The organism is Pseudomonas sp. JS3066 (assembly GCF_036328175.1).
Lineage (GTDB): Bacteria > Pseudomonadota > Gammaproteobacteria > Pseudomonadales > Pseudomonadaceae > Metapseudomonas.
Genome location: NZ_CP143312.1, coordinates 1,608,164 through 1,633,410 on the forward strand (window position 1 = coordinate 1,608,164; position 25,247 = coordinate 1,633,410).

The following is a 25,247-nucleotide window of genomic DNA, read 5'->3' on the forward strand; positions in this document are numbered from 1 at the left end:
GCCAGTGGGGCGAACCAGTACGTCACCCGCCATGGTTCTCGGCCTTCAGGCGTACTTTGACCAGAACGGACATGCCGGGCCGGATGCGGCCTTTGAGCGGGTTGTCAGCGGCGAAAATCAGCTTCACCGGAATACGCTGGACCACTTTGGTGAAGTTGCCCGTGGCGTTATCCGGCGGAAGCAGGCTGAACTGTGCGCCAGAAGCGGCGAAGAGGCTATCCACGCGGCCTTCGATGGGGGTGTCCGGGAAGCTGTCGAACACCAGTTCCGCGGTCTGGCCCGGCACCATGCGTTCGATCTGGGTTTCCTTGAAGTTGGCCTGGACCCAGATGTCTTCGTCCGGTACCAGGGACAGCAAATGAGCGCCCACCTGTACGTACTGGCCATTACGCGCAGCGCGTTGGCCAACGCGGCCGTCGATGGGGGAATGGATTTCAGTACGGCTGAGATTCAACTCTGCCTGGGCGACCTCGGCACGCGCGGTGGCGATCTGCGCCTGCAGGCGCTTGATCTCGGCGTTCAATGCATCCACTTGCTGGCGCTGTGCCTTGAGGTCGGCCTCTGCCTTGGCAACCTGGGAGCGGGCGACGCGGGAGTCGGCGGACAGGGTGGTAACGCGCTCCTCGGAGACGTAACCAGGCTTGCGCAGGGTCTGGGCGCGGGATAGGTCGATCTGGGTGCGGCCAAGGGTGGCCTGGGTGGCTGCGACGTCAGCCTGGCTGGCGGCGATCAGGCTGGACTGCTGGACCAGTTTGCTCTGCGCCTGGGCCAGTTCGGCTTCGCGCGTATCGAGCTGGGCCCGGGCCCGCTCCAGCGCGAGCTTGAAGTCGTCAGCGTCGAGTCGCACCAGGACATCGCCTTTCTTTACTTGCTGGTTATCGCTGACCAGCACTTCGTCGATGCGCGCACCCAGTTGGCTGGAGACGCGGGTGATCTCGCCCTGAACGTAGGCGTTGTCAGTGGATTCGACGAATCGGCCGATCAGCAGCCAATGGGCGAAGAGGCCAGCGGCGACCAGGACCACCAGAGCAATGAAGATGAATAGGCGGCGTTGCAGTTTGGCAGGCATGGAAAGTGTGACTCGAAGTCTTTGCAGAATGTTGCGAATCTAGCAGTGTTCCGTGCTCGCCAATAGCCAGTACAATTCAGAAACTTTGTTGCTTATAGGGAACAATAATGGGGCTGGATGATGCGCTGATCTTCACTCGCGTAGTCGAGTGCCACAGCTTCACCCAGGCTGCGCATAGCCTGGGTATGCAGAAATCGACCGTCAGTCGCCGTATTGCGCTTCTGGAAGAGCGGCTCGGCGTGCGTCTGCTCAATCGTACGACTCGCAAGCTGCGCCTGACCGAGGTCGGGCTGGCTTATTACGAGCGGTGCCGCCAGATCATGCTGGATTTCGCTGAGGCCGAGCAGGCGGTCATGCAATTGCAGCAGGAGCCCTCCGGCCTTTTGCGCGTTACTGCCCCTATCGAATTTGGCCAGCTGTTCCTCGGCAAGGTGCTGGGCAGTTTCATGCGCCAGTACCCACAGATCACTGCTGAGGTCGAGATCACGTCGCGCAATGTCGATCCGCTGGAAGAGGGCGTGGACATTGCGATCATGATCGGCCAGCCGCAGGACTCCACACTGATCGCTCGCAAGCTGTTCGAAAGCGGTCGTCGGCTTTGCGCCAGCCCGGCCTACCTCGCTGCCCATGGCACGCCGCGCACGGTAGAGGCACTGGCCGGCCATCGTGCCGTCCTGCTGCCTCAGGACTCCCAGCGCTACTGGATGTTGCAGGGTGAAAGCGTGCCCTGCCAGCGCGTCCTTTATTGCAACAACATCACTTTCGCCCGCGAGGCAGTATTGGCAGGCGCTGGCATTGCAGGGTTGCCGTTGATGTTCACCGAGTCCGCTGTGCAGCGTGGCGAGCTGATCGAGCTGCTACCCGAGGCGCGACTGCCAAGCGGTGAGATATATGCCGTCTATCCGTCGCGGCGCTTCCAGGCGATGAAGGTCAAGGCGTTTCTCGACTTCCTGATGCGCAGCCTGCCGGTACAGGAAGGACACTTGCTGGAGCCGACGGCGGCCAGCCTGATAAGATCGCGCCTTTGATCCACCTTGAGTTTCGAGACCATTCCATGACCACCGTCCGTACCCGTATCGCGCCGTCGCCCACCGGTGACCCGCACGTGGGCACCGCCTACATCGCCCTGTTCAATCTGTGTTTCGCGCGCCAGCACGGCGGTCAGTTCATCCTACGTATCGAGGACACCGACCAGCTGCGCTCCACCCGCGAGTCCGAGCAGCAGATCTATGACGCTCTGCGTTGGCTCGGTATCGAATGGGATGAAGGTCCGGACGTTGGCGGCCCACATGGTCCGTATCGCCAGAGTGAGCGTGGCGAAATCTACAAGAAGTACTCCCAGGAGCTGGTGGACAAGGGCCACGCGTTCCCTTGCTTCTGCACTGCCGAGCGGCTGGACAAACTGCGCGCCGAGCAGACCGAACGCAAGGAAACCCCGCGCTACGACGGCCATTGCATGCATCTCGCCAAAGATGAGGCAGAAAAGCGCATTGCCGACGGTGAACCCCACGTCGTGCGCATGAAGGTGCCGAGCGAGGGTGTCTGCGTGGTCCCGGACATGCTTCGTGGTGATGTTGAAATCCCGTGGGATCGCATGGACATGCAGGTCCTGATGAAGACCGATGGCCTTCCGACCTACTTCCTCGCCAACGTGGTGGATGACCACCTGATGGGCATCACCCATGTGCTCCGTGGCGAAGAGTGGCTGCCCTCGGCGCCCAAGCTGATCAAGCTCTATGAGTACTTTGGTTGGGAGCAGCCCAAGCTCTGCTACATGCCGCTGCTGCGCAATCCGGACAAGAGCAAGCTGTCCAAGCGCAAGAACCCCACCTCCATCACCTTCTACGAGCGTATGGGGTTCCTGCCCGAAGCGATGCTCAACTACCTGGGGCGAATGGGCTGGTCGATGCCGGACGAGCGCGAGAAGTTCTCGCTGGCTGAGATGGTCGAGCACTTCGATCTGTCGCGTATTTCGCTCGGTGGTCCGATCTTCGACCTGGAGAAACTCTCCTGGCTGAACGGCCAGTGGATCCGGGAGCTGCCGGTGGAGCGTTTTGCCGCCGAGATACAGAAATGGGCGCTCAATCCCGAGTACCTCATGCGTATCGCGCCGCACGTGCAGGGCAGGGTGGAGACTTTCAGCCAGATTGCGCCTTTGGCCGGATTCTTCTTCTCCGGTGCGGTGCCGCTGGACGCCAAATTGTTCGAGCACAAAAAGCTGAGCCCTGACCAGGTGCGCCAGGTCATGCAACTGGTTCTGTGGAAGCTGGAATCCTTGCGTCAGTGGGAAAAAGACCGCATCACCGGCTGCATTCAGGCCGTTGCCGAAAGCCTGGAACTCAAGTTGCGAGATGTGATGCCGCTGATGTTCCCTGCCATCACGGGGCAGGCCAGTTCGGTTTCGGTGCTGGACGCCATGGAAATCCTGGGGGCTGACCTCAGCCGCTTCCGTTTGCGTCAGGCCATCGAGCTTCTCGGCGGTGTGTCGAAGAAGGAAACCAAGGAGTGGGAGAAGCTTCTCGCGGCCATCTCCTGATGGCCCTTCGGTCGGTGCGGGGAAGGTCCTGTGCTGACCGAGGTCGGGTAAGTGTTTGTTCTTCCAGATAAAAAAGTTCGGTTCGTAGAAAAAATATTGTTGACAGCAGGAGGGGGCGCCCCTAATATGCGCCCCGTCCTCGCGATGGGGCTATAGCTCAGCTGGGAGAGCGCTTGCATGGCATGCAAGAGGTCGACGGTTCGATCCCGTCTAGCTCCACCACTCTTTCCGAGTGGGTCGCGAAAAGGCATGAAGGTTTCGTCCCCTTCGTCTAGTGGCCTAGGACACCGCCCTTTCACGGCGGTAACAGGGGTTCGAGTCCCCTAGGGGACGCCATTTTCCAGCAGCATCGGTCAGTCGGTGCAGCCGAAGCAATTCGGGGCTATAGCTCAGCTGGGAGAGCGCTTGCATGGCATGCAAGAGGTCGACGGTTCGATCCCGTCTAGCTCCACCAAATACGATGCGCCACGCATCGCAAGGGTCAGTCCGAGGGTTGGCCCTGTTGTTCGAAGGTTTCGTCCCCTTCGTCTAGTGGCCTAGGACACCGCCCTTTCACGGCGGTAACAGGGGTTCGAGTCCCCTAGGGGACGCCATTTTCCAGCAGCATCGGTCAGCCGGTGCAGCCGAAGTAATTCGGGGCTATAGCTCAGCTGGGAGAGCGCTTGCATGGCATGCAAGAGGTCGACGGTTCGATCCCGTCTAGCTCCACCAAATCGATGCCATGCGCATCACTCAGGGCCAGCCTAAGCGCTGGCCCTGCTGTTCGAAGGTTCTGTCCCCTTCGTCTAGTGGCCTAGGACACCGCCCTTTCACGGCGGTAACAGGGGTTCGAGTCCCCTAGGGGACGCCACTTTCAATTTCCCGCTTTGCGGGCTTTTCAAGGGTCATTCCAGCTTGGGATGGCCCTTTTGTTTTTCTGCCCTGTTTTTTCAGTACCGACGAATGGTTTCGCGATCGGCTTGCGTTTTTGTATTACACAAATAATATTATGAGTGTAATTCAACTGGAGGCTGACATGAGCGAGAAGAAAGCCCAGACCCGTGAACGCATCTTGCAGGCCGCCGCTTCGGCCATGCTGCAGCACGGTCCGCAGGAGCCGGGTGTAGCTGATGTAATGGGTGCTGCCGGATTGACGGTGGGCGGTTTCTACGCTCATTTCGCCAGCAAGGATGCCCTGATGCTGGAAGTGTTCGAGCAGCTGTTGCGTAAGCGTCGCGATCTCATGGCTTTGATCGATCAATCCCTTCCTGGCGCGGAAAGGCGTGCTCTCGCCGCCGGCTTCTATTTGTCGCGCAAGCACCGGGATGCCACGCGCTCAGGTTGCCCACTTCCCAGTTCCTTGAGTGCGATGGCGCAGCTGCCGGGTGCGTACCGGGAGTTGCTGGTGGGGCACCTGGAAGTACTCAGTGCCAGGATGTGCGACAGCCCTGAGGAGGTCGACATGGCGCTCGCTGATATCGCGCTCATGGTGGGCGGATTGGCTTTGGCGCGGGCCCTGGGTGAGGGTGATCTATCCGATCGAGTACTGCGTGCCGCCAAGTCGGCGGTCATTTGAGGAGTCTGATGATGAATAGCCTGAGCCTCATTCGCGGCGTAAACGCTACCCTTGGCCGTCTGGCGCCGCGGGTCGTAGCCCGCCGCATGCGTCGCCAGTTCATGACTCCCCGCAACCTGGCCCCGCGGGAATGGGAGATGCAGTTGCTCGGCACCTCAGAGCGGATCACCTTGCGCTTTGGTCTTTCCGCGCTGCGCTGGGGAAGCGGTCCAACGGTCTTGCTGATGCATGGCTGGGAGGGGCGTCCGACCCAGTTCGCCAGTCTGATCGAGGCGTTGGTAGCGGCCGGCTATGGAGTGGTGGCGCTGGATGGTCCTGCCCATGGGCGCTCGCCCGGACACGAAGCGAATGTGGTGCTTTTCGCCCGGGCATTGCTGGAGGCCGCAGGGGAGTTGCCGCCGCTGCATGCGGTTATCGGGCACTCCATGGGCGGTGCGAGTGTCCTGCTGGCCAGCCAGATGGGCTTGCGTGCCAAGGCTCTGGTGAGCATCTCCGCTCCCAGCCGAATCCTTGGGCCATTACGTAGCTTCGCCCGTTTCATGGGGCTGCCGCCAAAAGCACGAGCTCATTTCGTCAATCAGGTGGAACGGCACGCGGGCATCTCCGTTGCCCACCTCGACGTGGAGCGTTACCAGATGGATATACCCGGTCTGGTAGTGCACGCCGAGGACGATCCGCTGGTGCCGGCCGCGGATAGCCAGGCCATCCACGATGCCTGGTTCGACAGCCAATTGCTCCGACTGGAGCAAGGAGGCCACCAGCGTTTGCTCGCCGATACCCGCGTGATCCAAGCCGTGCTAACTCTACTGGCCCAGGTTCGGGACGCCCGCCTCGGAGCAGAAGCTCTGCGTTGAGGCTGGCAGGTGACCTGCCGACAGTGCTCTACTTCCAACGTTCACCGACCCGTTCTGTTCGCTTGCGAGAATGAGCTGGGGACTTTGCAATGTGGAGAGCTGACATGAGCCTGACGATGGATGTGGTGCTGCAGCGGGCGCGACCGGTTCTGCCCGTACTGGTGATCGAAGATACCGGGTTGGCCCTGGACCTCGCCGGGGCGCTGAGCGCGGGGGGGGTCGAAGTGCTGGAGGTGACCCTGCGTACGCCGCGGGCGCTGGACGCGCTGGCGGCGATCCGCAAGGAATTCCCGGACCTGCTGGTGGGCGCCGGTACCTTGATCCATACCGAGCAATTCCTCGAGGCTCGCGACGCCGGAGCGCATTTTGCCGTCAGTCCTGGATGTACCGAGCGCCTCGCGGCTGCCGCCGAAGACTCCGGCCTGCCGTACCTGCCTGGCGTGATGACGCCCTCCGAGGTTCTGCTGGCGCTCGAGTACGGCTATCGCTCCCTGAAGCTATTCCCGGCCAATGGCAATGGCAGTGTGAAGATGCTGAAAAGCCTCAAGGGGCCGTTTACCGGCATCCGTTTCTGCCCGACCGGCGGCGTCACCCCGGACAATCTGCCCAGTTTCCTGCGCCTGCCCAATGTGGCCTGCGTGGGCGGCACCTGGATCGCGCCTTCCAGCCTGATCCGTGCCCGCGCCTGGGACCAGATCACTCAACTCGCCACAGAGGCCCGCGAACTGGCCAGCAACCTGGAGCAGCATTCATGAACTGGGACATGCCCACTCCCTTCGTCATCGATATCAAGGTGGCTGCCGAAGACATCGATGGCCTTGGTCACGCCAACAACGCCGTGTATGTCAGTTGGTTGGAGCGTTGTGCCTGGCGGCATTCCCAGAATCTTGGGCTGGACCTGGCCGAATACCGCAGACTCGACCGCGCCATGGCGGTGTTGCGGCATGAGATCGATTACCTTGCTGCAGCCTATGAGGGCCAGGAGCTGCAGATGGCGACATGGATCGTGGAGTCGGACCAACGCCTGAAGATGGATCGGCGCTTTCAACTGATGCGGCCGGAAGATGGCGCCACCCTGTTGCGGGCGAAAACCACCTTCGTCTGCATCGAACTTTCCTCGGGCAGGCCGAAACGCATGCCGACCGAGTTCGTCGAGGGCTATGGCCAGGCGCTGCAGCCGCCTTTTCCGCTGGAACTCTGAAGCTCAGTCCGCCGCCGGAGCGAGGAGCACCTCGTGCTGGTTCTGCACGATACGAAAATGACGGACTTCGCCAGGCTGGAAGATGGCCGACTGCGGGTCGCCGGCAAGCAGCCCGGAGCAGTAGCCGGCCCCGTTCTGCGCCACTCTCAGCGCGACCTCGCCTGCAGGTACCGGGATACTCACCGACTGGCCCGGCGCTATTTTCGCCACGAGTTCGTTCTGTACGTAAAGGTCGATGTCGCATGCGTTCGGGGTGTTCTCGTCACGACTGACCAGAAGCTCGCCGATGGCGTCCGGCGCCGGTTGCAGCGCAGGTGACATAATCGCCTCGCTGGCGGCGAAAACTGCCGTGGCGGCCAGCGTGAGTGCGGCAAGGACGGGTACGAGCGAATTCATCGTGGCGTTTCTCCTGCGCTGAATCGGTGAAAGTTCGACCACCAGTCCAGCCGGATGCTCCCCGGGATATTCGCCGTCCGTCATGCTGCGTAAACTACGCGCCTTTTTCCTGTGAGCCTGTAATCCATGCAAATCGCCCTGGCCCCGATGGAAGGGCTGGTCGACGAAATCCTTCGCGATGTGCTGACCCGTGTCGGTGGCATCGACTGGTGCGTGACCGAATTCATCCGGGTTTGCGACCGTCTGTTGGCGGCCAGTACCTTCGAAAAGTTGGCCCCCGAGCTGGCCGATGGCGCGCGCACCCGCGCCGGTACGCCCATGCGCGTGCAATTGCTGGGTTCCGATCCGGTCTGCCTGGCGGATAACGCAGCCTTTGCCTGCGAGCTTGGGGCACCGGTGATCGACCTCAATTTCGGCTGCCCGGCCAAAACCGTGAACAAATCGCGGGGCGGTGCGGTCCTGCTCAAGGAGCCCGAACTGCTCCATGCCATCGTTTGCGAAGTGCGCCGCGCCGTGCCCACGGATATCCCGGTGACAGCGAAGATGCGTCTCGGTTTCGACAGCCCCGACGGCGCCCTGGATTGCGCGCGCGCTCTGGCCGATGGCGGTGCCCAGCAGATCGTGGTGCACGCGCGAACCAAGGTCGAAGGCTACAAGCCTCCAGCGCACTGGGAGTGGGTGGCGCGGGTGCAGGATGCGGTCAAGGTGCCGGTCTTCGCCAATGGCGAGGTCTGGACCCTGGCTGACTGGCGCCGCTGTCGCGAAGTGAGCGGGGTGGAAGACATCATGCTTGGCCGAGGTCTTGTGTCGCGACCCGACCTGGCTCGACAGATTGCGGCAGTGCGCGCCGGAGAGCCGGTGGTGGAAATGACCTGGGCGGAGCTTCAGCCGATGCTCCAGGACTTCTGGCTCCAGGCCAGGCGCAAGCTGGCTCCGCGCTATGCGCCGGGGCGCCTGAAGCAATGGCTGGGCATGCTCACCCGCAGCTATCCCGAGGCGGTCGCGTTGTTCGCAGAGGTTCGCCGGGAGAATGACTGCGCCCAAATCGACGCCTTGCTCGGAGTTCCGGACCTGCAGAGAGAGTGGGCTGAAGCCGTCTGAGCCTCAGCGGCCGCCCGAGACATCGAGGAAGCTGCCGCTGGTATAGGACGCTTCCTCGCTGGCCAGCCAGAGGATCGCTGTAGCCACTTCCTCCGCTTCACCGCCTCTCCCCATGGGCACCGACTGGCGCACGCGCTCGACACGGTCCGGTTCGCCGCCGCTGGCATGGATCTCGGTGTGGATCACTCCAGGGCGCACTGCGTTGACGCGAATCCCTTCTCCCGCCAGTTCCTTGGCCAGCCCCAGGGTCATGCTGTCGATGGCCCCCTTGGCGGCGGCGTAGTCGATGTACTCGTTGGGAGCACCAATGCGCGCGGCGATGGACGACAGGTTGACGATGGCGCCGCCCTGGCCGCCATGCCGGGTCGACATGCGCTTGATGGCTTCCCGGGCGCAGAGAAAGCTGCCCACTACATTGGCCCGCAGCACCCGCTCGAAGCGAGCCACGTCCATATCCTCCAAGCGCATCTGGCGCTCCAGCATACCGGCGTTGTTGACCAGCACATCCAGCCGCCCGAACTCTCGGTCCAGGCGGTCGAACATTTCCAGTACCTGGGATTCATCACCGACATCCGCGCACAGGGGAAGCGCACGGCCGCCAGCGGATTCGATTTCGCGTGCCAGGGTTTCAGCCGCTTCCCGCTGCTGTCGATAGTTGATGCCCAGGGCGTAGCCGCGTTGTGCGGCGAGGCGGGCCGTGGCGGCACCGATGCCACGGCCAGCACCAGTGATCAGCATGACTTTCTGCATGGGATTTCCTTGGGGGCTTGAAATGCTTTCGGCTGTCCTTATCTAGGGTACTGCGGGACGCCGAAGTCGGGTCCCGCACTTGAACCACTTGCTGATTATTCAGGAGATTTTCATGAGCACTGCATTTTCCCTCGCCCCTCTGTTCCGTCATTCCGTGGGCTTCGACCGTTTCAATGACCTGTTCGAATCCGCCCTGCGCAATGAAAGTGGCAGCACCTATCCGCCCTACAACGTCGAAAAGCACGGTGACGACCAGTACCGTATCGTCATCGCCGTGGCCGGCTTCCAGGAAGAAGACCTGGAGCTCCAGGTCGAGCGCGGCGTGCTGACAGTGGGTGGCGGCAAGCGTGAGAAGAGCGACGAATCCGTCACCTATCTGCACCATGGCATCGCCCAGCGTGCCTTCAAGCTGTCCTTCCGCCTGGCCGACCACATCGAAGTCAGGAATGCTGGCCTGCAGAATGGCTTGCTGAACATCGACCTGGTGCGCGTGGTGCCAGAAGAGGCCAAGGCCAAGCGCATTCCGATCAACGGGCAGCACGCAGTGCTGGAGAACTGATCTCCTGGCATCACCCTGAAAGGAAGAGGGCGCCTACGGGCGCCCTTTTTCATGCCTGGTTTCAGGCGGGCGGAGGTCGTTGCTGGCTGTGGGCCAGTAGCGCGCGGAACTCCGACAGCGGCACCGGCTTGCTGTACAGGTAGCCCTGGTACAGGTGACAGCCCTGTTGCTCGAGGAATGCCAATTGTTCGTCGCGTTCCACCCCCTCGGCGATAATTTCCAGCCCCAGGCTGCGTGCCATGGCGACAATCGCACGGATGATTTCGGCGTCGTTGGGGTCCTGGGTGGCGTCGCGAACGAATGACTGATCGATTTTGAGCGCGTCGACCGGTAACCGCTTCAGGTAGGTCAGGGACGAGTACCCGGTGCCGAAGTCATCCATCGCGAAGCTGGTACCGAGCTTCTTCAGGCGTCGCATCTTGCCAATGGTGTCCTCGATGTTCTGGATGACGATGCCCTCGGTGACCTCCAGTTTCAGTAGCTGGGCAGGTAACTGGCTCCGTTGCAGGCTGCGTTCGACCCGCTCGACGAAATCGCTCTGGCGGAACTGCCGTGGGCTGATATTCACGCACAGGCTGAATTCACCGGCTTCGACCAGGCCCTCGGCCGTCAGCTGCTCGCAGGCGTTGCACGCTTCATCCAGTACCCAGGCACCCACTTCGAGGATCAGGCCGCTTTCCTCCAGTACCTGGATGAACTGGCCGGGCGACTGCTGGCCCAATGTCGGATGCTGCCAGCGGAGCAAGGCTTCTGCCCCTACCACGCGGTTGTTGCGGGCATCCACCTGGGGCTGGAAATGCAACTCGAACTCCCCGCGGGCCAAGGCCTGGCGCAGGTCGTTCTCCAGGCGCAAACGTTCGCTGGCTGCTTCCTGCATGGTGCTGCGGAAAATCTGGATGGCGTTCCGTCCGGAATCCTTGGCGCGATAGAGAGCGATGTCGGCACGTTTGAGCAGATCCGCCGGGCTGGCCCCGTGGTCCGGGATCAGGGCGATGCCGATACTGGGAGTGACCTGGAGACGGTGTCCGTCGAGCAGCATGGGTTCAGCCAGCAGCTTGCGCAGCTTGTCGGCGATCTCGCGAACCTGCCGGGTGACTTCCGACCGCTTGCCTTCGAGTCCGGTGAGCAGCACCACGAACTCGTCGCCGCCCAGGCGCGCTACGGTGTCTTCCAGTCGCACACTGGCTTCCAGGCGGGCCGTGACCATCATCAGTACGGCATCGCCGACGGGGTGGCCGAGCGAGTCGTTGATGTGCTTGAAGTGGTCGAGGTCGAGGAAGAGCAGGGCGCCACGCATGTGGTGGCGCTGCAGCAAGGCGATCTGCTGGGTCAGGCGATCGGTTAGCAGGGCACGGTTGGGCAGGTTGGTCAGCGGATCGTGGTAGGCCAGGTGCTGGATCTGTGCCTGGGCGTCCTTGAGCGCACTGATGTCCCGTGCAGTCAGCAGCAGGCAGGGCGTGCCGTCCAGCTCGATCTGCTCCACCGAGACTTCCACCACCTTCTGGCTGCCATCGCGGTGCTGGCCCAGCATCTCCAGGTGGTGGACGCGGCCATTGCGTGTGATCAGTTCAATCAGGTGCTCGCGTTCTGCTGGATCGGCCCAGATGTTCATTTCGCTGACGGTGCGGCCCAACACCTCGTCGGCACGGTAGCCGGTCAGGCGGCTGAAACCTTCGTTGACCTCGATGTAGCGGCCGGATTCGCGCTCGGTGATGGTGATGGCGTCGGGGCTGGAGTGGAATGCCTTGGCGAACTTCTCCTGGCTGGCCTTGAGTGCGGCCTCAGCCTGTTGGCGCGCGGTGATGTCCCGGAAGGTCGTGGTGATGCAAAGCTGGCGTTCGACGCGTATGAAGCGGCTGGAGACCACGCACGTCAACAGGCGGCCATCGCGGGTCAGGAAGCGCGCTTCCACGTTGTCCAGGCCCTGGTCGCGCAGCAACTGGCCGAACAGGCTCGAGCGCTGCTCCGGGTCTGCCCAGAATTGAATGTCCGGAGCGCTGCGGCCGACGATCTGCTCAGGCTGCCAGCCGAACACCTCGCTGAAGCTCGGGTTGATCTCGATGAACAACCCGTCGCGGATTCGCGAAACGCAAATGGGGTCGGGGCTGGCCTGGAACAGGGTGACGAACTTCTCTTCCGAGGCCGCCAGGCGTTGCTCGCGGCGGACCCGTTCGCTGATGTCCATGAGGATGCCGGTCATCCGCTGTGGCCGGCCCAGCTCGTCGCGATAAAGCTTGGCGGTGCTCTCCAGGTAATGCACTTCGCCGTCGGCGAAACGTGTGCGATAGGTCACCTGGTAGTCGTTCTCGTGACCCTCCAGAAGTCCCTGGTAGGCACGGCGCATGCTCTGGCGGTCTTCTTCCGGTACGCATACGAAGAAGTCACGAAACTCGCCTTCGAAGGGTTCCTTGGCCAGGCCGTGCAGGGCCGATGCGCGGGCCGAGCCGTACAGGGTGCCGTTGGTGATGTGCCAGTCCCAGGTGCCCAGGTCGGCGGATTCGAGCGCCAGGTTGAGGCGCTCCTGGCTGTCCTTGAGGGCCTGTTCCTGGGCACGCTGGCGGGTGACGTCGCGGACGGTCAGCACCAGGCAGGTGCGGCCATTCAGTTCGATCTCCTCGCCGTAAAGCAGGCAGATGGCATGGCTGCCATCCCGTCGCCTGAGATTCACTTCCAGTTCATCGAGGCGGCCGTCGCGCTGCAGGGTTTCGAGCATTGCATGACGTTGCGCCGGGTCTTCCCAGATACCCAGTTCCAGGGAGCTGTGGCCGATGGTTTCTTCCTGGCTCCAGCCGAACTGACGCTCGAAGCCGACATTGATCTCCAGGAACAGGCCACTGGCGCGATCGGTTATCACCACGGCTTCTGGCGTGCTGCGGAAGGCTTTGGCGAACTTCTCTTCGCTGATGCGCAGCGCATTCTCCGCGCGCTTGCGTTCGGTGGTGTCGAGGAAGGTGCTGATGAGGTACGGCTCGCCTTCCAGTTCGACGTATTGGCTCGAGAGCAGGCCATCGAGGATGCGGCCGCTGCGGGTGCGCAGCTTCACTTCCTGTGCAACCGGCGAGCTGCTGCCACGGGCATTGCAATGCAACCATTCGCGCTGGCTGAGATCCTCCCAGATGCCCAGGTCCAGGGTGGTACGGCCAATGGTTTCGCTCACCGGCCAACCCAGCACGTCCTCGAAATGCTGGTTGGCTTCGACAATCCGGCTGTCGCTGAGGCGAACCAGTAGCACCACGTCCGGACTCAGGTGAAAGAGGCTCGAGTAGCGTTGTCTCGAGTTGACCAGTTCCTGGGCGCGTTGCTGCTGTTGTGTGACGTCCCTGATGACGCCAACCATGCGACGTTTCCCGTTACCTTGGGGTTGCAGACTGCCATTGATTTCCAGCCAGTGCAGGCTGCCGTCGGGCCAACGGATGCGGTGGCGCATAGCGCGTTCCGCCTGGCGCCCGGCGAGAGCTTCCTGGAACAGGCGCAGCACTTCGACGCGATCGTCTTCGGGAATCAGTTGTATGTAATCAACGGGTTCGCTGAGCGGCTGGCGCGGGTCCAGCCCGAATAGTGCCTGGGCACCTCGTGACCAGCTGACCTGGCCGGTATCGATATCCCACGACCAGGCGCCAAGTCGGGCGCCGTTCAGCGCTGCGAGCAGGCTGGTGGCGTCCTGCCAGGATTGCTCGAATGCGACAGGGTCAAGGGCAGGAATATGGGGGAATGGAGGATTCGGCTCACTGGCTTTGCGCATGCGCGCCCCTTTCCGGCGATAGGGCAGATGTTCGGGTCGGTGAACTGCAGGGACGCCCCTGACGCTTTCCCGACCCTTTTCTTATGCTGTGCGCGTCAACTTATCCTTTGCCTTCACAGATACGCAAGGTCGTCGCGTTGCGCATCCAGCAGCGCCATGAAGGCTTTGGCGGCGTTGGAGAGCGTGCGCTCGGTGTGCAGGATGTAGCCGAGCTGGCGTGAAAGCTGGATGTCCTGCAGGGGCAGACGTACCACGGAGTCGTCAAGCATGGTACGCGGCAGCACGCTCCAGGCGATGCCGATGGAAACCATCATCTTGATGGTTTCCATGTAGTTGGTGCTCATGGCGATGTTCGGCATCAGGCCTTCGGCCTCGAACATGCGGCGGACGATGTGGTGAGTGAAGGTGTTGCCGCCCGGGAATACCGCCGGATGTCGTGCTACGTCCGGAAGGAAGATGGTCTTGTCGCGGGCCAGCGGATGTTCCGGCGCTGCGACGAAATCCAGCGGGTCGTTCCAGACCGGCACCGCCTGCACGGGCAATGCGGTTTCAGGTGCGAGGGTGATCACGGCCAGCTCCACTCGGCCGTGGAGGATTTCCTCATAGGCCACTTCCGAGTCGAGGAACTGGATGTCCAGGGCGACTTGCGGATAGGCGCGGGTAAAGGCGCGTAGCAAAGGCGGCAGTCGGTGCAGGCCGATGTGGTGGCTGGTGGCCAGCGTCAGGCGGCCGCTGATGTCACCGGAAAGGTTGCTCAGCGCGCGGCGAGTGTCGTCCAGCACGTTGAGGATCTGGTAGGCACGCGGGAGTAGGGCGCGCCCGGCCTCGGTCAGGCTCACTTCGCGACCCAGGCGGTCGAACAGACGCACGCTGAGTTGCTGTTCCAGCGAGGCGATGCGCTTGCTCACCGCAGGCTGGGTCAGGTGCAGGCGCTCACCCGCTTCAGAGAAGCTGCCGGTCTCGGCGATGGCGATGAAAGCATTGAGGCTGGCCAAATCCATATCTGGACTCCGTGGGTTGCTGGCGCCGGTAGTATCCGCATTCCTTGATGGAATGCTTTAAATAAAAAATATGAATTTGAGTTATTCGATGCAAGCCCCTACGATCGTCCCCACAAGCAAAAGGGGCTTTTCGACCCCTGCGCACAGAAACAAGCTGACGAGGACCTGACGATGGCCGGCAAGACGCTCTACGACAAGCTCTGGGATGCACACGAGGTGAAGCGCCGCGACGATGGTTCGTCGCTGATCTACATCGATCGTCACATCCTTCACGAAGTGACCTCGCCGCAGGCCTTCGAAGGGCTGCGTCTGGCGGGCCGCAAGCCGTGGCGCATCGACGCCAACATCGCGACTCCCGACCATAACGTGCCGACCACCCGCGCCGAGCGCCAGGGTGGCCTCGAAGCCATCGCCGACGAAGTGTCGCGCATCCAGGTCAAGACCCTGGACGAGAACTGCGATGACTTCGGCATCCTCGAGTTCAAGATGAACGACGTGCGCCAAGGCATCGTCCACGTGGTAGGCCCGGAGCAAGGCGCCACTCTGCCGGGCATGACCGTGGTCTGCGGCGACTCGCACACCTCCACCCACGGCGCTTTCGGCGCGCTGGCCCACGGCATCGGCACCTCAGAGGTCGAGCACGTGCTGGCCACCCAGTGCCTGGTGGCGAAAAAGATGAAGAACATGCAGGTACGCGTGGAGGGCAAGCTGCCCGCCGGCGTCACTGCCAAGGACATCGTGCTCGCCGTGATCGGCAAGATTGGCACCGCTGGCGGCAACGGCCATGCCCTGGAGTTCGCCGGCAGCGCCATCCGTGACCTGTCCGTCGAAGGCCGCATGACCATCTGCAACATGTCCATCGAGGCCGGTGCCCGCGTCGGCCTGGTGGCCGTGGACGAAAAGACCATCGCTTATGTCGAAGGTCGCCCGTTCGCGCCGAAAGGTGTTAATTGGGACAATGCCGTGGCTGCCTGGCGTGACCTGGTTTCCGACGCTGATGCGCATTTCGACACCGTGGTCGAGCTGCGCGCCGAAGACATAAAGCCGCAGGTGAGCTGGGGCACTTCGCCAGAAATGGTGCTGCCGGTCGATCAGCGCGTGCCGGATCCAGCCGCTGAAGCTGATCCGGTCAAGCGCGGTTCCATTGAGCGCGCCCTGAAATACATGGGGCTCGCCGCCAACCAGGCGATCACCGATATCCAGCTGGACCGCGTATTTATCGGTTCCTGCACCAACTCGCGTATCGAAGACCTGCGCGCCGCCGCTGAAGTGGCCAAGGGCCGCAAGGTCGCTGCCACCGTCAAACAGGCGCTGGTGGTGCCGGGCTCCGGCCTGGTCAAGCAGCAGGCCGAACAGGAAGGCCTGGACAAGATCTTCCTTGAGGCGGGGTTCGAGTGGCGCGAGCCGGGCTGCTCCATGTGCCTGGCGATGAACCCGGATCGCCTGGAGAGTGGCGAGCATTGCGCATCCACCTCCAACCGCAACTTCGAGGGGCGTCAGGGCGCTGGTGGCCGTACCCACCTGGTCAGCCCCGCCATGGCAGCCGCTGCCGCGGTGACCGGCCGTTTCGTCGATGTTCGCGAGTTGCTCAAGTAAGGAAGGAGAGTCGAGATGAAAGCCTTTACCCAACACACCGGTCTCGTCGCTCCGCTGGATCGCGCCAACGTCGACACCGATCAGATCATTCCCAAGCAGTTCCTCAAGTCGATCAAGCGCACCGGCTTCGGCCCCAACCTGTTCGATGAGTGGCGCTACCTGGATGTGGGGCAGCCGAACCAGGACAACTCCAAGCGTCCGTTGAACCACGACTTCGTGCTGAACTTCCCGCGTTACCAGGGCGCCAGCGTGCTCCTGGCCCGTGAGAACTTCGGCTGCGGCTCCTCTCGCGAGCACGCACCCTGGGCGCTCGACGAGTACGGATTCCGCGCGATCATCGCGCCGAGCTACGCCGACATCTTCTTCAACAACAGCTTCAAGAACGGTCTGCTGCCGATCATCCTGAAGGACGAGGAAGTCGATGAACTCTTCCAACAGTGCGAGGCCGCCGAGGGCTACCAGCTCACCGTTGACCTTGCCGCGCAGACAGTCACCCGCCCGGATGGCAAGCAGTACAGCTTCGAAGTGGACGCCTTCCGCAAGCACTGCCTGCTCAATGGCCTGGACGATATCGGCCTGACCCTGCAGGACGCCGAAGCGATCAAGGCCTTCGAAGGCAATTACCGCCAGGGCAACCCCTGGTTGTTCCGCGACGCCTGATATCCAGGAGCACGAAGTGAACGATAAGGCCCATGCGCAGGTCGTCCAGAGTCAGTTCGGTGAGCAGGCCGCTGCCTACCTGAGCAGTGCCGTACATGCCCAGGGCACCGAGTTCGCCCTGCTGCAGGCTGAAGTGGATGGGCGAAGCGATGCGCGGGTGCTGGACCTCGGCTGCGGTGCTGGCCATGTGGCCTTTCATGTAGCGCCGCTGGTCGGCGAAGTCGTTGCGTACGACCTCTCCGGGCAGATGCTTGACGTAGTGGCGAGTGCCGCTGCCCAACGCGGGTTCGGTAATGTGGTTACCCAGCAAGGGGCGGCCGAAATGCTGCCCTTCGCTGACGCCAGTTTCGATTTCGTCTTCAGCCGTTATTCGGCGCACCACTGGAGCGATGTCGGTGTAGCCCTGCGTGAGGTGCGCCGTGTCCTGACGCCGGGCGGCGTAGCTGCCTTCATCGACGTCGCTTCGCCGGGGCGCCCACTGCTGGATACCCACCTGCAGGCCGTGGAAGTGCTGCGCGATACCAGCCATGTGCGCAACTATTCGCCCGCAGAGTGGCTGCGCCAGGTGTCCGAGGCCGGCCTGGCGACTCGTAGCCATACCCGCCAGCGGCTGCGACTGGAGTTCACTTCCTGGGTCGAGCGCATGCGCACGCCGATGGTGTTCCGCGAGGCGATCCTGGCGCTGCAGAAAGCAGTGGGTGATGAGGTTCGCGAGTATTTCGAGATTGCGGCAGACGGCTCCTTCAGCACCGATGTCGTGGTGCTCTGGGCCGAACGCTAGAACGAATTGCATGGCGCGGAGTGCGCCTAACGAGAGGAAAGCATGAGCAAGCAGATTCTGATTCTTCCTGGCGACGGTATTGGCCCGGAGATCATGGCCGAAGCGGTCAAGGTGCTGGAAGTCGCCAATGACAAGTTCCAGCTGGGCTTCGAGCTGACCGAGGATGTCATCGGCGGCGCAGCCATCGACAAGCACGGCGTACCCCTGGCCGACGAGACACTGGAGCGTGCGCGCAAGGCCGATGCCGTCCTGCTGGGTGCCGTGGGCGGCCCGAAATGGGACAAGATCGAGCGCGACATCCGTCCGGAGCGCGGTCTGCTGAAGATCCGTTCGCAGTTGGGCCTGTTCGCCAACCTGCGTCCGGCCATCCTCTATCCGCAACTGGCCGAGGCCTCCAGCCTCAAGCCGGAAGTGGTTGCCGGCCTGGATATCCTCATCGTTCGCGAGCTGACCGGCGGCATCTATTTCGGCCAGCCCCGCGAGCAGCGTGTTCTGGAAAACGGCGAGCGTCAGGCCTATGACACCCTGCCGTATAGCGAAAGCGAAATTCGCCGTATCGCGCGCGTCGGCTTCGACATGGCCCGCGTGCGGGGCAAGAAGCTGTGCTCGGTGGACAAGGCCAACGTCCTGGCTTCCAGCCAGCTGTGGCGCGAAGTCGTCGAAGAGGTGGCCAAGGACTATCCGGACGTTGAGCTCAGCCACATGTACGTCGACAACGCCGCCATGCAACTGGTGCGTGCACCCAAGCAGTTCGACGTCATGGTCACCGACAACATGTTCGGCGACATCCTGTCGGATGAGGCTTCCATGCTCACCGGGTCCATCGGCATGCTGCCCTCCGCCTCGCTGGACTCGAACAACAAGGGCATGTACGAACCCTGTCATGGGTCGGCACCGGATATCGCCGGCCAGGGCATCGCCAACCCGTTGGCGACCATACTTTCCGTATCGATGATGCTCCGCTACAGCTTCAACCAGACCGCTGCTGCCGACGCCATCGAGAAGGCCGTCAGCCTGGTGCTGGACCAGGGGCTGCGGACGGGCGATATCTACTCCGCTGGTGCGACCAAGGTCGGTACCCGCGAAATGGGCGATGCTGTGGTCGCGGCACTGCGGAATCTGTAATCTGTCGGGCCCGCTGGAATACCAGCGGCCCACTTTTTCACGAAAGGTGTAGTTGTCATGAAGCGTGTAGGTCTGATCGGTTGGCGCGGCATGGTGGGTTCCGTGCTCATGCAGCGAATGCTGGAAGAGCGGGATTTCGACCTGATCGAGCCGGTGTTCTTCACTACTTCCAATGTCGGTGGCCAGGGCCCTGCGGTCGGCAAGGACATTGCCCCGCTGAAGGACGCCTACAGCATCGACGAGCTGAAGACCCTCGATGTGATCCTGACCTGCCAGGGTGGCGACTACACCAACGAGGTGTTCCCCAAGCTGCGCGAAGCAGGTTGGCAGGGCTACTGGATCGACGCTGCTTCCAGCCTGCGCATGCAGGATGACGCGGTGATTGTGCTCGATCCGGTAAACCGCCGGGTCATCGACCAGCAACTGGACGCCGGTACCAAGAACTACATCGGCGGCAACTGCACCGTCAGCCTGATGCTGATGGCTCTGGGTGGCTTGTTCGAAGCCGGCCTGGTCGAGTGGATGAGCGCCATGACCTACCAGGCTGCCTCCGGCGCCGGCGCGCAGAACATGCGCGAACTGATCAAGCAGATGGGCGCGACCCATGCGGCGGTGGCCGACGATCTGGCCAACCCGGCCAGTGCCATCCTCGACATCGATCGCAAAGTGGCTGAAGCCATGCGCGGCGAAGATTTCCCTACCGAGAACTTCGGTGTGCCCCTGTCCGGCAGCCTGATCCCGTGGATCGACAAGGAACTGCCTAACGGCCAGAGCCGCGAAGAGTGGAAAGGCCAGGCCGAGACCAACAAGATCCTCGGTCGCTTCAAGAGCCCGATCCCGGTGGATGGCATCTGCGTGCGCATCGGCGCTATGCGCTGCCACAGCCAGGCACTGACCATCAAGCTGAACAAGGATGTGCCGATCGCCGATATCGAAGGCATGATCAGCCAGCACAATCCCTGGGTGAAGCTGGTGCCGAACCAGCGCGAAATCAGCATGCGCGAACTCACTCCGACCGCCGTGACCGGTACCCTGACCGTTCCGGTCGGCCGTCTGCGCAAGCTCAACATGGGCTCGCAGTACCTTGGCGCCTTCACCGTCGGTGACCAGCTGCTGTGGGGCGCAGCCGAGCCGCTGCGCCGCATGCTGCGCATCCTGCTGGAGCGTTGATGGATCGCAGGGTGCCGATGAGGCTCGTCGGCACCCTCTGACCCTCGATTGCCTGCGTGCGGGGTGACGGTTAAAGTGCCGCTCCTCGCATCGCCAGAAGTATCCCCCCCCATGAGCCAGACCCTCGATATCGCCGTGATCGGCGCCACCGGCACCGTTGGCGAAACCCTCGTCCAGCTCCTCGAAGAGCGGGATTTTCCGGTCGGAAACCTTCATCTGCTTGCCAGTGGCGAATCCGCCGGCTCATCGCTGCCTTTCAAAGGGCGCAACCTGCGGGTGCGGGATGTGGCCGATTTCGACTTCTCCCAGGTGCGCCTGGCTTTCTTCGCGGCTGGTGAGGCAGTGACCCGCAGCTTTGCTGCGCGCGCGACGTCCGCGGGATGCTCGCTGATCGATCTGTCCGGGGCCCTCGATCCGGTCAAGGCCCCTGGCCTGGTTCCGGAAGCCAATCCGCAGTTGCTCGATACGCTCTCGGCGCCCTATCAGTTGAGCAGCCCCAGTGCCTCGTCAGTGGCGCTTGCCTGCGTGCTGGCGCCGCTCAAGGACCTGCTCAAGCCACAGCGCATCAGCGTGATGGCCAGCCTGGCGGTTTCCTGTCGTGGCCGTGAGGGCGTAACCGAGTTGGCGCGCCAGACAGCCGAGCTGCTCAATGCGCGACCACTGGAACCGCGCTTTTTCGATCGCCAGATTGCCTTCAACGTCCTGGCTCAGGCCGGTGCACCGGATGCCGAAGGGCATGCCTCCCTGGAGCGTCGCCTGGCGAGCGAGATCAAACAGTTGCTCGGCGAGCCGGATTTGCGTGTGTCCGCCACATGCGCCCTGGCACCAGTCTTCTTTGGAGACAGCCTGGCAGTATCGGTCGTGGCAGAGCAGCCGGTGGATGTCGCCAAGGTGCGCGAGCGGCTCGGGATTGCGCCGAGCGTCGAGTTTGTGGAAGAAGAAGGTGATTATCCGACCGCTGTCGGCGACGCCGTAGGACAGGATTCGGTATATGTAGGCCGGGTTCGAGGTGGGTTGGATGACCCGTGCGAACTCAATTTGTGGATTGCTTCAGATAATGCAAGAAAAGGCGCTGCGCTCAATGCTGTGCAGTCGGCCGAGTTGTTGATAAAACACTATCTGTCAAAGATACTTACCTGAAAATTTGTAGAAATATTCTAGCTTGACAATACTGGCTTGGCCTTATCGTTGATGGGGAGCCGCCGTTTCGGCGTGCGCAGGCAGCGACTTAAGACCCTCCTCTCGCGCAGCGAGAAAAAAGATAAAACAAGGGAATCACTCTATGGTTCGGGTTCGCAAACTTGTGCTGGCAATCGCGGCTGCATCCGCGCTGACTTCGGGTGTGGCCAACGCCCTGGGACTCGGGGAAGTCACCCTGCGTTCTTCCTTGAACCAGCCACTGGATGCGGAAATCGAGCTGCTGGAAGTGCGTGACCTGGCGTCGGCCGAGGTCAAACCGATCCTGGCATCGGCCGAGGAGTTCTCCAAGGCGGGTGTCGACCGTCAGTATTTCCTGCAGGACCTCAAGTTCACCCCGGTGGTCAAGCCCAACGGTCGCAGCGTTATCCGCGTGACTTCGAGCAAGCCGGTCCGCGAACCCTATCTGAACTTCCTGGTCGAGGTGCTTTGGCCCAATGGCCGCCTCCTGCGTGAGTACACGCTGCTCCTCGATCCGCCGCTTTACTCGCCGCAGGCTGCCGCCGCTGCCGCGCCGAAGATCCCGGTTGCCGCTCCGGCTCCGCGTCCCGCGGTAGCCCCGTCCCCAGCGCCAGTTCGCAGTGCCCCGGCAACTTCCAGCGTCGCGCCGCGTCCCAGTGCTCCAGCGCCGGCTCCTGTCCCCGCTCCTGCGCCGGCGGCCAAGGCGCCAACCGACCAGTACCGCACCACATCCCGCGATACCCTCTGGGAGATCGCTGAGCGCACACGTGCCAGTGGCTCGGTGCACCAGGCCATGCTGGCCATCCAGGATCTGAACCCCGATGCCTTCGTCGATGGCAACATCAACCGCCTGAAGAGCGGCCAGGTACTGCGTCTGCCCGATGAAAAGCAGATTGCCAGCCGCACCCAGGCCGAGGCTATTTCCCAGGTACAGGCGCAGAACACCGCCTGGAGCGAAGGTCGCAGTCTGGCCGGGGAGGGCAAGCGCCAGCTTGACGCCACCAAGCGCAGCAGCGCGGACGTCGCTCCGGAGAAAGTTGAGACCCAGGACAGTCTGCGCCTGGTTTCCGCTGCGAGCGGTAAGGCTTCCAGCGGCAGCGACAAGGGCGCCAACGGCGAAAGCAAGGCGCTCAGCGACAAACTGGCCGTTACCCAGGAGAGCCTGGATTCGACTCGCCGCGAGAATGATGAGCTGAAGAGCCGCATGACCGATCTGCAGAGCCAGATGGACAAGCTGCAGCGTCTGATTCAGCTCAAGGATGATCAGCTCGCGAAGCTGCAGTCCAACATGGCCAACCAAGGCAAGCAGGCTCCTGCTGCCTCCGCAACTGCCGCGCCCGCCGCGGTAGCCGCAGCCCCGGCCCAGCCTGCCGCAACTCCGGCCCAGCCGGCTGCCGCTGCGCCGGCACAGCCTGCTCAACCGGCGGCAGCGAATCCGACGCCAGCCCCGGCCCAGCCTGCTGCTCCAGCAGCCGCTGCTCCGGCCCAACCGGCAGCTGCCGCTCCGGCACAGCCCATCGCACCGACCCAGCCGACTGCACCTGCCCAGCCTGCAGCACCCGCCGCAGCGCAGCCGCCCAAACCGGCGGAACCCGCCAAGCCGGCCGCGCCAGTCAAGCCTGTGCAGACCGCACCGGCTGCGCCTGTGGTCGAACCGCCGCAGTCCAGCATCATCGACGATGTGCTTGCCAACCCCATGCTGCTGCTCCTGGCGGGTGGCAGTGCGCTCGTGGCCTTGCTGGTTCTGCTGATGGTGCTGTCGCGCCGCAATGCCTTGAAAGAGGCCGAGCTGCAGAACGGTCTTGCCGCGCAGGACGACGAGAACAGTTTCGACGGTGATCTCGATCTGAAGGACGACGGTTTCTCTGGCCTCGATAGTCCGGATCTGGACGCCGCGGTTGCCGACGCGCCGGATGCTGCTCCCGCCAAGGCCGACGAGCGTGTCACCGCGCAGACTGGCGACGTGATCAGCGAGGCCGACATTTACATCGCCTACGGCCGCTTCAACCAGGCTGGCGAGCTGTTGCAGAACGCCATCAATGATGAGCCGCATCGCAGCGATCTTCGCCTCAAGCTGATGGAGGTCTATGCCGAACTGGGAGATCGCGAAGGTTTTGCGCGCCAGGAAAGCGAGCTCCGCGAAATTGGCGGCGCGAACGGCGAAATCGAGCAACTGAAAGGCAAGTACCCAGCCATGGCCGTTGCCGCCGTAGCAGCCAGTGCGGCTGCGGGGCTGGCTGCGGCAGACGATCTCGATAGCTTCAGTCTCGATGACCTGACCCTCGACGATGTTCCGGCAAACGCGCCGACAGCTGGCAGCGCTGATCTGGACGACGCATTCGACCTCAGTCTGGATGATCTGGATTCCGACCTCGATCTGGAGCTTGCAGACGAAAAACCGACCGTCATCCAGCCGGCTGCAGCTCCGGTCGATGATCTGGGGCTGGACGATCTGGAGCTCGACCTCCCAGCCGCGCCGGTCAAGGCCGAAAGCGATCTGGATTTCGATCTGGATATCGGTGGTAGCGACGAACTGCTGACTGGCGACGAGAGTCTGGAACTCAGCGACGACTTGGCTGACTTCAGCCTGGATCTGGAGCCGACTACCCAGCCGGCGACGGCCGATGAGGAAGATTTCCTGCTGAGTTTGGACAGTGACCTCGACACGCCGCTGACTGCCGAAGCACCCGCTCCGTTAGCAGAAAAGGAAAGCGAAGGTCTGCTCGGTCTGCCGGCTGATTTCGACCTCTCGTTGCCCGACGAGCCGATTGCCGAGCCGCTGGCTGACAATGACAGCTTTGCCGCGCAACTGGACGAAGTGACCGCCGAGCTGGATCAGCTCTCCGACAGTCTGCAGAAGGCGCCGGAACCCGAGCCGGTTGCCGTACTGGAAGATGAGACGGCAGACCTCGGCCTGGGGCTGGGCGAGGAGGACGACTTCGATTTCCTCTCCGGTACCGACGAAACCGCGACCAAACTGGATTTGGCTCGTGCCTATATCGACATGGGTGACACTGAAGGCGCTCGCGACATCCTCGACGAGGTGCTGTCCGAGGGTAGTGACACCCAGCAACAGGAAGCGCGCGAACTGATCGCACGACTCAGCTGATAGATGACAGATGTAGTACCCGCAGCGGCAGCCAATTCGGCTGCCGCTGGCATTTACAGAATTGCCCTTGGCGTTGAATACAAGGGTTCGCGATATCGCGGCTTCCAGCGCCAGATCGACGGGGTTCCTTCTATCCAGGGCGCGCTGGAGAAAGCCCTTTGCCGTGTGGCGGGTGGTGCCCCGGTGACACTCTCCTGCGCCGGACGTACCGACGCCATGGTTCATGCCAGTGGCCAGGTCGTGCACTTCGATACACCCGTCTCGAGGTCTGCGCTCTCCTGGGTGATGGGGGCTAACGCGAACCTGCCGCCGGATATCAGTGTTACCTGGGCGCGGGAGATGCCGAAGAATTTCGATGCCCGCTTCAGCGCCATGGCCCGGCGCTATCGCTATGTGATCTACAACGACGAGATTCGTCCGGCGCACATGGCTGAGGAAGTGACCTGGAACCACCGCCCCCTGGATGTCCAGCGTATGCGCGAGGCTTCGCGCTGCCTGGTGGGAACCCATGACTTCAGTGCGTTTCGCGCCAGACAGTGCCAGGCGAAATCGCCGATCAAGACGGTGCATCACCTTGAGCTGATTGAGCACGGACGCCTGATCGTGCTCGATATCCGCGCCAATGCATTCCTCCACCACATGGTGCGCAATATCGCCGGGGTGCTGATGACCATCGGTGCCGGCGAGCAGCCGGCGGAGTGGGCGGAGCAGGTGCTGGAGGGGCGGATCCGTCGGGAGGGCGGCGTGACAGCGCATCCCTATGGGCTCTATCTGGTGCGTGTCGAGTACCCCGAAGAGTTCGAGCTCCCCCAGCGTTACCTGGGGCCGCACTTTCTTTCCGGTTTGCCGGATTGCGCGGGCTGACGCTGCGTCAGGCCTTTGTT

The 25,247-nt window shown here is 62.6% G+C and carries 21 protein-coding genes and 6 tRNA genes; 22 read left to right on the top strand and 5 right to left on the bottom strand.

Going from position 1 to position 25,247, the window contains the following annotated elements; translation table 11 throughout:
* Nucleotides 1-22 precede the first annotated feature (22 nt).
* A complete protein-coding gene (locus SA496_RS07535) occupies nt 23-1,069 on the bottom strand; it encodes an HlyD family secretion protein (protein WP_120651793.1) in 1,047 nt (348 codons plus the stop codon).
* Between the two features lie 107 nt (nt 1,070-1,176).
* Between SA496_RS07535 and SA496_RS07540 the strand changes: the two genes are divergently transcribed.
* The 12 genes from SA496_RS07540 to SA496_RS07595 all read left to right on the top strand — a co-directional run bounded on the left by SA496_RS07540 (nt 1,177) and on the right by SA496_RS07595 (nt 7,215).
* Nucleotides 1,177-2,097, top strand: coding sequence for a LysR family transcriptional regulator (locus SA496_RS07540; RefSeq protein ID WP_120651792.1), 921 nt, complete (start codon nt 1,177-1,179; stop codon nt 2,095-2,097).
* Nucleotides 2,098-2,123: 26 nt separating this feature from the next.
* The gene (gltX, locus tag SA496_RS07545; protein ID WP_120651791.1) at nt 2,124-3,605 is read left to right on the top strand and encodes a glutamate--tRNA ligase; all 1,482 of its coding nucleotides are present in this window, start codon (nt 2,124-2,126) and stop codon (nt 3,603-3,605) included.
* Between the two features lie 146 nt (nt 3,606-3,751).
* Nucleotides 3,752-3,827: transfer RNA gene (locus SA496_RS07550), tRNA-Ala, on the top strand.
* Nucleotides 3,828-3,865: 38 nt separating this feature from the next.
* A tRNA-Glu gene (locus SA496_RS07555) sits at nt 3,866-3,941 on the top strand.
* Nucleotides 3,942-3,983: 42 nt separating this feature from the next.
* Nucleotides 3,984-4,059: transfer RNA gene (locus SA496_RS07560), tRNA-Ala, on the top strand.
* Between the two features lie 63 nt (nt 4,060-4,122).
* Nucleotides 4,123-4,198: transfer RNA gene (locus SA496_RS07565), tRNA-Glu, on the top strand.
* 42 nt (nt 4,199-4,240) lie between these two features.
* Nucleotides 4,241-4,316: transfer RNA gene (locus SA496_RS07570), tRNA-Ala, on the top strand.
* Between the two features lie 63 nt (nt 4,317-4,379).
* Nucleotides 4,380-4,455, top strand: a tRNA-Glu gene (locus SA496_RS07575).
* A 165-nt stretch (nt 4,456-4,620) separates the two neighbouring features.
* Nucleotides 4,621-5,160, top strand: a complete 540-nt coding sequence (locus SA496_RS07580; protein ID WP_120651790.1) for a TetR/AcrR family transcriptional regulator — start codon at nt 4,621-4,623, stop codon at nt 5,158-5,160.
* A gap of 11 nt (nt 5,161-5,171) precedes the next feature.
* Entirely contained in the window at nt 5,172-6,014 is an 843-nt protein-coding gene (locus SA496_RS07585) for an alpha/beta hydrolase (RefSeq protein WP_120651789.1), read from the top strand.
* Nucleotides 6,015-6,118: 104 nt separating this feature from the next.
* Nucleotides 6,119-6,769 (top strand): bifunctional 4-hydroxy-2-oxoglutarate aldolase/2-dehydro-3-deoxy-phosphogluconate aldolase, encoded by a 651-nt coding sequence (locus tag SA496_RS07590; protein WP_153921026.1) that lies wholly within the window; start codon nt 6,119-6,121, stop codon nt 6,767-6,769.
* Nucleotides 6,766-7,215, top strand: a complete 450-nt coding sequence (locus tag SA496_RS07595; RefSeq protein WP_120651787.1) for an acyl-CoA thioesterase — start codon at nt 6,766-6,768, stop codon at nt 7,213-7,215. The genes SA496_RS07590 and SA496_RS07595 overlap by 4 nt, the downstream gene beginning before the upstream one ends.
* Nucleotides 7,216-7,218: 3 nt before the next feature.
* Here the strand turns inward: SA496_RS07595 and SA496_RS07600 are convergent, their stop codons facing one another.
* Nucleotides 7,219-7,611 carry a hypothetical protein gene (locus SA496_RS07600; protein ID WP_120651786.1) on the bottom strand — a complete coding sequence of 131 codons (393 nt, stop codon included), beginning with the start codon at nt 7,609-7,611 and terminating at the stop codon, nt 7,219-7,221.
* A gap of 126 nt (nt 7,612-7,737) precedes the next feature.
* On the opposite strand from SA496_RS07600, the gene SA496_RS07605 reads away from it, so the two are divergent.
* A complete protein-coding gene (locus SA496_RS07605; RefSeq protein WP_330115232.1) occupies nt 7,738-8,712 on the top strand; it encodes a tRNA dihydrouridine synthase in 975 nt (324 codons plus the stop codon).
* 3 nt (nt 8,713-8,715) lie between these two features.
* Here the strand turns inward: SA496_RS07605 and SA496_RS07610 are convergent, their stop codons facing one another.
* Entirely contained in the window at nt 8,716-9,462 is a 747-nt protein-coding gene (locus SA496_RS07610) for an SDR family oxidoreductase (protein ID WP_120651784.1), read from the bottom strand.
* A gap of 112 nt (nt 9,463-9,574) precedes the next feature.
* Here SA496_RS07610 and SA496_RS07615 point away from each other — a divergent pair, with 112 nt between their 5' ends.
* Nucleotides 9,575-10,021: an Hsp20 family protein gene (locus SA496_RS07615; RefSeq protein ID WP_120651783.1), complete on the top strand. Its 447-nt coding sequence runs from the start codon at nt 9,575-9,577 to the stop codon at nt 10,019-10,021.
* Nucleotides 10,022-10,082: 61 nt separating this feature from the next.
* Here SA496_RS07615 and SA496_RS07620 read toward each other — a convergent pair whose 3' ends face one another.
* Nucleotides 10,083-13,763, bottom strand: coding sequence for a sensor domain-containing protein (locus SA496_RS07620; RefSeq protein ID WP_330115233.1), 3,681 nt, complete (start codon nt 13,761-13,763; stop codon nt 10,083-10,085).
* Between the two features lie 113 nt (nt 13,764-13,876).
* Nucleotides 13,877-14,764, bottom strand: a complete 888-nt coding sequence (locus SA496_RS07625; protein WP_077525439.1) for a LysR family transcriptional regulator — start codon at nt 14,762-14,764, stop codon at nt 13,877-13,879.
* Nucleotides 14,765-14,935: 171 nt separating this feature from the next.
* On the opposite strand from SA496_RS07625, the gene leuC reads away from it, so the two are divergent.
* The 8 genes from leuC to truA all read left to right on the top strand — a co-directional run bounded on the left by leuC (nt 14,936) and on the right by truA (nt 25,227).
* Entirely contained in the window at nt 14,936-16,360 is a 1,425-nt protein-coding gene (leuC, locus tag SA496_RS07630) for a 3-isopropylmalate dehydratase large subunit (RefSeq protein ID WP_120651781.1), read from the top strand.
* 15 nt (nt 16,361-16,375) lie between these two features.
* The gene (leuD, locus tag SA496_RS07635) at nt 16,376-17,020 is read left to right on the top strand and encodes a 3-isopropylmalate dehydratase small subunit (protein ID WP_120651780.1); all 645 of its coding nucleotides are present in this window, start codon (nt 16,376-16,378) and stop codon (nt 17,018-17,020) included.
* A gap of 16 nt (nt 17,021-17,036) precedes the next feature.
* Nucleotides 17,037-17,801: a class I SAM-dependent methyltransferase gene (locus SA496_RS07640; RefSeq protein WP_120651779.1), complete on the top strand. Its 765-nt coding sequence runs from the start codon at nt 17,037-17,039 to the stop codon at nt 17,799-17,801.
* A gap of 42 nt (nt 17,802-17,843) precedes the next feature.
* Nucleotides 17,844-18,926, top strand: a complete 1,083-nt coding sequence (gene leuB, locus SA496_RS07645) for a 3-isopropylmalate dehydrogenase (RefSeq protein ID WP_120651778.1) — start codon at nt 17,844-17,846, stop codon at nt 18,924-18,926.
* 57 nt (nt 18,927-18,983) lie between these two features.
* Nucleotides 18,984-20,096, top strand: a complete 1,113-nt coding sequence (gene asd / locus SA496_RS07650; RefSeq protein ID WP_120651777.1) for an aspartate-semialdehyde dehydrogenase — start codon at nt 18,984-18,986, stop codon at nt 20,094-20,096.
* 111 nt (nt 20,097-20,207) lie between these two features.
* Nucleotides 20,208-21,236 (top strand): aspartate-semialdehyde dehydrogenase, encoded by a 1,029-nt coding sequence (locus SA496_RS07655; RefSeq protein ID WP_330115234.1) that lies wholly within the window; start codon nt 20,208-20,210, stop codon nt 21,234-21,236.
* 142 nt (nt 21,237-21,378) lie between these two features.
* Nucleotides 21,379-24,363 (top strand): FimV/HubP family polar landmark protein, encoded by a 2,985-nt coding sequence (locus SA496_RS07660; protein ID WP_120651775.1) that lies wholly within the window; start codon nt 21,379-21,381, stop codon nt 24,361-24,363.
* A 3-nt stretch (nt 24,364-24,366) separates the two neighbouring features.
* Nucleotides 24,367-25,227: a tRNA pseudouridine(38-40) synthase TruA gene (truA, locus tag SA496_RS07665; RefSeq protein WP_153921038.1), complete on the top strand. Its 861-nt coding sequence runs from the start codon at nt 24,367-24,369 to the stop codon at nt 25,225-25,227.
* The last annotated feature ends 20 nt before the right edge of the window (nt 25,228-25,247 follow it).

What these genes read in the sequence shown, in the direction of transcription:
- SA496_RS07535 (WP_120651793.1), bottom strand. Translation starts at nt 1,069, where the DNA reads ATGCCTGCCAAACTGCAACGCCGCCTATTCATCTTCATTGCTCTGGTG.
- SA496_RS07540 (WP_120651792.1), top strand. Translation starts at nt 1,177, where the DNA reads ATGGGGCTGGATGATGCGCTGATCTTCACTCGCGTAGTCGAGTGCCAC.
- gltX (WP_120651791.1), top strand. Translation starts at nt 2,124, where the DNA reads ATGACCACCGTCCGTACCCGTATCGCGCCGTCGCCCACCGGTGACCCG.
- SA496_RS07580 (WP_120651790.1), top strand. Translation starts at nt 4,621, where the DNA reads ATGAGCGAGAAGAAAGCCCAGACCCGTGAACGCATCTTGCAGGCCGCC.
- SA496_RS07585 (WP_120651789.1), top strand. Translation starts at nt 5,172, where the DNA reads ATGAATAGCCTGAGCCTCATTCGCGGCGTAAACGCTACCCTTGGCCGT.
- SA496_RS07590 (WP_153921026.1), top strand. Translation starts at nt 6,119, where the DNA reads ATGAGCCTGACGATGGATGTGGTGCTGCAGCGGGCGCGACCGGTTCTG.
- SA496_RS07595 (WP_120651787.1), top strand. Translation starts at nt 6,766, where the DNA reads ATGAACTGGGACATGCCCACTCCCTTCGTCATCGATATCAAGGTGGCT.
- SA496_RS07600 (WP_120651786.1), bottom strand. Translation starts at nt 7,611, where the DNA reads ATGAATTCGCTCGTACCCGTCCTTGCCGCACTCACGCTGGCCGCCACG.
- SA496_RS07605 (WP_330115232.1), top strand. Translation starts at nt 7,738, where the DNA reads ATGCAAATCGCCCTGGCCCCGATGGAAGGGCTGGTCGACGAAATCCTT.
- SA496_RS07610 (WP_120651784.1), bottom strand. Translation starts at nt 9,462, where the DNA reads ATGCAGAAAGTCATGCTGATCACTGGTGCTGGCCGTGGCATCGGTGCC.
- SA496_RS07615 (WP_120651783.1), top strand. Translation starts at nt 9,575, where the DNA reads ATGAGCACTGCATTTTCCCTCGCCCCTCTGTTCCGTCATTCCGTGGGC.
- SA496_RS07620 (WP_330115233.1), bottom strand. Translation starts at nt 13,763, where the DNA reads ATGCGCAAAGCCAGTGAGCCGAATCCTCCATTCCCCCATATTCCTGCC.
- SA496_RS07625 (WP_077525439.1), bottom strand. Translation starts at nt 14,764, where the DNA reads ATGGATTTGGCCAGCCTCAATGCTTTCATCGCCATCGCCGAGACCGGC.
- leuC (WP_120651781.1), top strand. Translation starts at nt 14,936, where the DNA reads ATGGCCGGCAAGACGCTCTACGACAAGCTCTGGGATGCACACGAGGTG.
- leuD (WP_120651780.1), top strand. Translation starts at nt 16,376, where the DNA reads ATGAAAGCCTTTACCCAACACACCGGTCTCGTCGCTCCGCTGGATCGC.
- leuB (WP_120651778.1), top strand. Translation starts at nt 17,844, where the DNA reads ATGAGCAAGCAGATTCTGATTCTTCCTGGCGACGGTATTGGCCCGGAG.
- asd (WP_120651777.1), top strand. Translation starts at nt 18,984, where the DNA reads ATGAAGCGTGTAGGTCTGATCGGTTGGCGCGGCATGGTGGGTTCCGTG.
- SA496_RS07655 (WP_330115234.1), top strand. Translation starts at nt 20,208, where the DNA reads ATGAGCCAGACCCTCGATATCGCCGTGATCGGCGCCACCGGCACCGTT.
- SA496_RS07660 (WP_120651775.1), top strand. Translation starts at nt 21,379, where the DNA reads ATGGTTCGGGTTCGCAAACTTGTGCTGGCAATCGCGGCTGCATCCGCG.
- truA (WP_153921038.1), top strand. Translation starts at nt 24,367, where the DNA reads ATGACAGATGTAGTACCCGCAGCGGCAGCCAATTCGGCTGCCGCTGGC.